This window comes from Janibacter hoylei PVAS-1, from assembly GCF_000297495.1.
Taxonomy (GTDB): domain Bacteria; phylum Actinomycetota; class Actinomycetes; order Actinomycetales; family Dermatophilaceae; genus Janibacter; species Janibacter hoylei.
Map to the genome: position 1 here is coordinate 23,236 of NZ_ALWX01000049.1, position 6,443 is coordinate 29,678.

Sequence of the window (6,443 nt, forward strand, 5' to 3'; positions counted from 1 at the left end):
CCCCTGGACGCCGACGCCCGCAGTCGGCTCTCGTATCGTCTGGGGGTGCTCGTGCTGCTGCCCCCGTCGGAGTCCAAGGCCGGCCGCTCCCGCGGCAAGGCGCTGGACCTCCCTTCGCTCTCCCACCCGGACCTCACCGACCACCGCCGGATGGTCCTCGACGCGCTCGCCGAGGTGAGCGGCCGGCCCGACGCCCACGAGGTCCTCGGGGTCAGCCCCAACCTCGTCGAGGAGGTCGCGCGCAACACGCGCCTCACCACCGCACCTGCTCCCCCGGCAGCCGAGGTCTACACCGGCGTGCTCTACGACGCCCTCGGCCTCGGCGACCTCACCCCCGGGCAGCGACGGCGGGCCAACCGGTGGCTCGTCGTCGTCTCCGCGCTCTTCGGCGCGGTCCACCCCACCGACCGTATCCCGCCCTACCGCCTGTCGATGGCGGTCAACCTCCCGGGTGTCGGCCCGCTCGCCGCCCACTGGCGCGAAGCGCTCGACACCGAGCTGACCACGGCCGCGGGCACCGGCCTCGTCGTCGACTGCCGCTCGAGCACCTACGTCGCCGCGTGGACGCCGAGCGGCGACGTGGCGCGCCGGTGGGTGCAGATCCGGGTGCCCGGCGCCACCCACATGGCCAAGCACACCCGTGGCCTGGTGGCGCGCCACCTCCTCGGCGTCGACCGCGAGCCACGTACCCCCGCGTCCCTGGCCCGGGCGCTCGAGCCCGGCTTCGACGTGACCCTGCACGAGCCGGCCGGACCCGGCCGGCCCTGGGTCCTCGACACGACCGCCCGGTGACCTGGCCGGAGGTCGTGGCGGTCCTCTCCCGGACTTTGCCCGTCATGGCCTTCCTCGTGGCCATCACCGTCGTCGCGGAGGTGGCCGACCTCGCCGGAGTCTTCGACGTCGCGGGCCACGCCACGGCACGGCTCGCGGGTCACCGCACGGTCGTCCTGTGGCTGCTGATCAGCGGGCTCGCCGTGCTCGTCACGGTCTTCCTCGGTCTGGACACGACCGCCGTGCTGCTCACACCGGTCGCGCTCACGGTCGCCCGCCAGGTCGGGGTGGGGGCGGCCCCCTTCGCCGTGACGACCCTCTTCCTGGCCAACACCGCATCCCTCTTCCTGCCCGTGTCCAACCTGACCAACCTGCTGGCAGTGCAGCACCTGGAGCGGCTGGGCGGGGCGCACGCCGACTTCGTCCGGCTGGCGCTCGCCCCGGGCGCGGCCGCCGTGGTCGGGACCCTGCTCGTCGTCGGCCTCGTGCACCGGCGCGACCTGCGGGGCCGCTACACCGTGGCGCCCCCGGATGCTCCGCACGACCGCGTCCTGCTGCGGCTGGCCGCCGGCACCTGTCTGGCGATCGGGCCGCTCTTCGCCCTCGGCGTGGAGCCCTGGCTCGTGGCCGGCGCCGCGGCGCTCGTCCTCGTGACCGCAGTGAGGCTGCGGGCCCCCTTCCTCGTGCAGCGGGTGCGCCCGCCGTGGGCCATGGCCGTGGTCGTCGGTGTGCTCTTCGTCGCCGTCCAGGCACTGCTCGACGCCGGCGCCGGCACGGCGCTGCGCGACCTGGCCGGAGCGGGCGAGGGCCTCGGCGACCTCGCCCGGGTCGCCGGTCTCGGCGCCCTGGCGGCCAATGCGCTCAACAACCTGCCGGGCTACTTGGCGCTCGAGTCCGCGGCGGGCACGAGCCCCACCCGGCTCATGGCGCTCCTGGTGGGGACCAATGTGGCCCCGATCGTCACCCCGTGGGGCTCGCTCGCCACGCTCCTGTGGCTCCACCGGGTGCGCGCCGCAGGCGTGCGCATCGGCGCCGGCGCCCTGGCGGCCCAGGGCCTCGCAGTTGCCCTCGTCGCGGGCGGCGCGGCGCTCCTCGTACTCGCGCGCTGATGGTTGTGTGTTGACGTGGTAGCCCAGCCTGCCGGCAAGCCCCCACCAGGCGCTGTCGGCGCACAGGACTACCAGTTCCACCCACAACCATGGCCAGAGGGCCGGACCTGGTCGCCCGCTCGAGGGGTCAGCCGAGCGCGCGACGCAGGTCCGCGACGAGGTCCTCCGCGGCCTCGAGGCCGACGGAGATCCGCAGGGTCGTGTCGGTGATGCCGATCGCAGCCCGGGCCTCCTCCCCCATCCGACGGTGGGTCGTCGTCGCCGGGTGGGTGATGAGCGATTTGGAGTCACCGAGGTTGTTGGAGATGTCGACGAGCCGGAGGGCATTCATCACCGCGAAGGCCTGCTCCTTGCGACCCCGGACGTCGAAGGTCACGACGGTGCCGCCCCCGGTCATCTGGCGCCGGGCGAGCTCGTGCTGCGGGTGGTCCTCGAGCCACGGGTGGATGACCCGGTCGACGCCGGCGTGCTCCTGCAGGGCCCTGGCGATGGCCAGCGCCGACTCGGCCATGCGGCGCACCCGCAGGTCCATCGTCTCCAGCCCCTTGAGCAGCACCCAGGCGTTGAAGGGTGAGAGCGAGGGGCCGGTGTGGCGGATGAGGTTTTGCACCGGGCCGTCGATGTAGTCCCGGGGTCCGAGGATCGCGCCACCGAGGACGCGCCCCTGGCCGTCGATGTGCTTGGTCGCCGAGTACACGACGATGTCGGCACCGTGCTCGAGGGGCCGGGAGAAGACGGGCGTGCCGAAGACGTTGTCCACGACGACCTGTGCGCCTGCGGCGTGCGCGAGCTCGCTCACCGCCGCGATGTCGACGAGCTCCTGCATCGGGTTGCTCGGGGTCTCGAAGAAGACCGCGGTCGTCGGCTCCGACAGCGCCTCGCGCCACTGGTCGAGGTCGTGCCCGTCGACGAGCACGGTCTCGACGCCCCAGCGCGGGAGGATCTCGTCGACGATGACGAAGCAGCTGCCGAAGAGCCCGCGGGAGGAGACGAGCCGGTCACCCTGCCCGACAAGGGCGGCGAGCGCGGTGAAGACCGCCGACATCCCGGAGGACGTGGCGTAGGCCGCCTCGGCGCCCTCGAGCACGCGCAGCCGCTCCTCGAGCATCGCGACGGTCGGGTTGCCGTAGCGGGAGTAGACGAACTTGTCGACGCCGTCGCTGAAGGCCGCCTCGGCCTCCTCGGCGCTGCCGTAGACGAAGCCGGAGGTGAGGAAGAGCGCCTCGGAGGTCTCGTCGAAGGTCGTGCGGGCCTGGCCGCCGCGCACGGCGAGGGTCTGCGGGGAGAGCCCCTCGGGGGCGAGGTAGGGCCGCGGGTTGCCGGGGCCGAAGGGAGTACCGCTCACCCCTGCCTCCACGGCAGACCGGCCTGCTTCCAGCCGTTCACCGCACGGTGCCCGTGGGCGTCGACGTCGCCCTCGAAGCCCTCGAGCACGTTGACGGTGCGGCTGTAGCCGGCGGCGCCGGCGGCCGTCTGGGCCGCGACAGAGCGCGCCCCCGAGCGGCACAGGAAGAGCACGGTCGTCTCCTCGGTGGGGACGACGGCGCGCAGCTCGTCGAGGAAGGCCGGGTTGGGGGCACCGTCGGGGAAGCTCGTCCACTCGATCGGGACGACCCGCTTGCCCAGCGAGGTCAGGTCGGGCAGCCCGACGAAGGTCCACTCCGCCCGGGTGCGCACGTCGACGAGGATTGCCTCCGGGTCGCTGGCGAGGTGGTCCCACGCCTCCTGGGGCGTGAGCTGTGCTGCTGGCTGACTCATGACCTCAGGCTAATGAGCGGGCTGGCGGCCACCGCCGTCGGGTCACGACCCGAGACGTGCCCTCAGTGCCCGAGGGAGATGCCGCGGCTGACGAGCCACGCGGTGACGAGGAAGCGGGCCAGGCACCCGATGGTGGTCACCGCGAAGAAGAGCACCATGTTGACCCGCTTGATGCCTGCCGCGACCGTGACGACCGCGAGCGGCGGGAAGCCGATGCCGGAGGAGGCGAGCATGACGAGCGGACCGAGCCGGGGCCGGTCGAGCACGTCGATCATCGCCTTGCTCCATCGGGCGAAGCGGGCCCGCACCGGGCCAGTGGGTCGGCGGTCCTCCGCCGCCTCGCGGGCCTCCTTGGCCTCCCGCCGACGGGTGTATGCCTCGGCTCCCTTTTCGGCGACGAAGAAGTGGCTCATCTTGCCGACGACGAGACCACCGGTCATGGCGCACACGTGCACGACCCAGGCGTCCGGGAAGATCACGGGCGCGGCGAGCGCGTAGATCTCGGCGTTGAGCGGCGGGAAGAAGGCCGAGAGCAGCCCGAAGAGGACCGCCCCCACGAGACCGGTCGCGATGAGCCAGTCGGGCACGTTGGTCATGTCGACTCCTCAGGTGCGGTTGGTGAAGGCGACGACGGCCTCACCACCCGGCCAGGCCTCGATCGCCGTGAGCGAGCCCGGGCTGCCGGCGAGGCGCCAGAGCCGGTCGTGCGGCAACCCGAGGACGTGGGCGAGGACGACGAGGATCGGCTTGCGGTGGGCTGCGACGACGACCGTCCCGCCCTCGGCGACGAGTGCCTCCCAGGCGGTCAGGACGCGTGCAGCCATCTGCGTGTGGGACTCGCCGCCGGGACGTGCGTAGTCGGGGTCGTCGCGCAGGGCACGGAAGTCGTCACCGTGCTCGCGCACGAGGTCGGCGATGGCCAGGCCGTCCCAGTCGCCGAAGGACTGCTCGTCCCAGGCGGCGTCGGCGAAGGGGGTGACCCCCAGCCGGTCGGCGATGGCGGCGCCCGTCTGCCGCGCCCGGGCGAGGTCGGAGGTGACCACCCGGGCGTCGGCCTCGCCGACGAGCTCGGCCACGAGCTCGGCCGCCCGCGCGGCCTGCTCGCGCCCCGTCGCGCTGAGGTCGGGGTCCACACCACCGCGGCCGTCGATGCGCACCTGCTCGGTGAGCTCGGTGACGCCGTGCCGTACGAGGACCACCCGGGTCGGCTCCCCACGCCCGGGCCGCGGGCGCACCGGCTCCTGCTCGCCGTCGCGCGAGGGCGCGAGGTCGTCACGGGCAGCCTCGCTGCCGTGCCAGTCTTCGACGTGCTCACCGTCCATCCCCCGGTTGGACAGGGCGTCGGCGTCATCGTTGTCGGCCCGCGGGACCCAGACCCACTCGACGGATCCTCCCGCGGCGGTGATCTCGGCGACGACGTCTCGGGCCTGCAGGGCCAGCTCGCGCATGTCGGGGTGCTTGATCCGCCACCGCCCGGCCATCTGCTCGACGACGAGCTTGGAGTCCATGGCGACGACGATCTGGGCGTCGGCGGCGATGGAGCGGGCGGCGGTGAGGCCGGCGATCATCCCGCGGTACTCGGCGACATTGTTGCTCGCGGTGCCCAGTGGCGCGGCGAGCTCGACGAGGCGCTCACCGGTCGCGGTGTCGCGCACGAGGGCGCCGTACCCGGCGATGCCGGGGTTGCCTCTGGACCCGCCGTCCGCCTCGACGCGCAGCCGCCGCATCAGTCGCCGCTGTGGGTGCGCACGAGGATGCGCGAGCACTCCTCGCACCGCACGACCTCGTCGCTCGCCGCCCGGTCGATGGCGGCGAGGTCGACGGGGTTGAGCTCGAGACGGCATCCGCCGCAGCGGCCGTGCTTGAGCTCGGCCGCGGCCAGACCTCCCGAGCCCTCGCGGATCCGCTCGTAGAGGGCGAGCAGCGGGTCGTCGATGCCGCCGGCGATCTCGTGGCGCGGACGGGCCACCTCGACGCGCTCGGCATCGAGCTCGGCCACGGCCGCGTCGCGCTCGGCGGCGAGGCGGTCGACCTCGGCCTGGATCTCGTCGCGCTGGGCCTGCAGCTGCTGCAACCGGGACTCCGCGGTCTCCTGCCGCTCCATGACCTCGATCTCGACGTCCTCGAGCTCGGCCTGACGGCGCCCCAGGGACTCGATCTCGTGCTGCAGCGACGTGAGGTCGCGCGAGGTCATGCCGGTGCCGGCCTCGAGGCGCGCCTGGTCGCGGGCGGCGCGGTCGCGCACCTGCTGCACGTCTGCCTCGGCCCGCGCGACCTCGCGCCGGATGTCGGAGAGGGTGGTCTCGACGCGCACGACGTCGTCGCTCACCTGCTGGAGCCGCTCACCGGCCTCGGCGACCGCGGCGATCTGCGGCACCCGGGACAGCGCGTGGTCGATCTGCTGCAGGCGCGTGTCGAGCGCCTGCAGGTCGAGCAGTCGTGCCTGGACGAAGGGGTCGGCCTTCACTGCGGGTCTCCTTGGAGGGGTCGGGCGCCGACGGTGAAGCTCCACGGGTCGGTGCAGATGGTGCTCACGTGGGTGTCCAAGCCAACCACGTCGTGACCGGCGGCTGCGAGCGCCCCCACGACGCGCTCGAGCATCTCCTCGAGCCACAGCCACTCGGTGGCCCAGTGACCGGCGTCGACGAGGTAGGGGGTGCCGCCGCGCGCGGCGGCCTCCTCCCGGGCCTCGAGCACGGGGTGGTGGCGCAGGTCCGCGGTGACGTAGACGTCCGCCCCGGCGGCGACCGCCGCGTCGACGAGCCCGTCGCCGGCGCCGCCGAGCAGGGCGACGCGGCGCACCGG

8 protein-coding genes are annotated in these 6,443 nt (G+C 73.6%); 2 read left to right on the plus strand and 6 right to left on the minus strand.

Translation table 11 applies throughout. From position 1 onward, the window contains the following. Positions 1 to 45: 45 nt before the first annotated feature. Both B277_RS10790 and B277_RS10795 read left to right on the plus strand, forming a co-directional pair. Positions 46 to 792: a YaaA family protein gene (locus B277_RS10790; RefSeq protein ID WP_007928129.1), complete on the plus strand. Its 747-nt coding sequence runs from the start codon at positions 46 to 48 to the stop codon at positions 790 to 792. After that, complete coding sequence (locus tag B277_RS10795; RefSeq protein ID WP_007928131.1) at positions 789 to 1,880, plus strand: ArsB/NhaD family transporter; 1,092 nt, start codon at positions 789 to 791, stop codon at positions 1,878 to 1,880. The genes B277_RS10790 and B277_RS10795 overlap by 4 nt, the downstream gene beginning before the upstream one ends. 127 nt (positions 1,881 to 2,007) lie before the next feature. On the opposite strand, the gene B277_RS10800 is transcribed toward B277_RS10795, so the two are convergent. The 6 genes from B277_RS10800 to B277_RS10825 all read right to left on the minus strand — a co-directional run. After that, complete coding sequence (locus B277_RS10800; RefSeq protein ID WP_007928132.1) at positions 2,008 to 3,225, minus strand: O-succinylhomoserine sulfhydrylase; 1,218 nt, start codon at positions 3,223 to 3,225, stop codon at positions 2,008 to 2,010. Next, positions 3,222 to 3,638 carry a rhodanese-like domain-containing protein gene (locus B277_RS10805; RefSeq protein WP_007928134.1) on the minus strand — a complete coding sequence of 139 codons (417 nt, stop codon included), beginning with the start codon at positions 3,636 to 3,638 and terminating at the stop codon, positions 3,222 to 3,224. The genes B277_RS10800 and B277_RS10805 overlap by 4 nt, the downstream gene beginning before the upstream one ends. Positions 3,639 to 3,700: 62 nt before the next feature. Then, positions 3,701 to 4,234, minus strand: a complete 534-nt coding sequence (locus B277_RS16060) for a hypothetical protein (protein ID WP_007928136.1) — start codon at positions 4,232 to 4,234, stop codon at positions 3,701 to 3,703. 9 nt (positions 4,235 to 4,243) lie between these two features. Then, positions 4,244 to 5,365 (minus strand): bifunctional RNase H/acid phosphatase, encoded by a 1,122-nt coding sequence (locus tag B277_RS10815; RefSeq protein ID WP_007928137.1) that lies wholly within the window; start codon positions 5,363 to 5,365, stop codon positions 4,244 to 4,246. Continuing rightward, the gene (locus B277_RS10820; RefSeq protein ID WP_007928138.1) at positions 5,365 to 6,105 is read right to left on the minus strand and encodes a zinc ribbon domain-containing protein; all 741 of its coding nucleotides are present in this window, start codon (positions 6,103 to 6,105) and stop codon (positions 5,365 to 5,367) included. Before B277_RS10820 ends, B277_RS10815 begins: the two co-directional genes overlap by 1 nt. Beyond that, positions 6,102 to 6,443, minus strand: a 342-nt coding sequence (locus B277_RS10825) for a Nif3-like dinuclear metal center hexameric protein (protein ID WP_007928139.1), incomplete at its 5' end; no start/stop codon positions are given. The genes B277_RS10825 and B277_RS10820, both read right to left, overlap by 4 nt.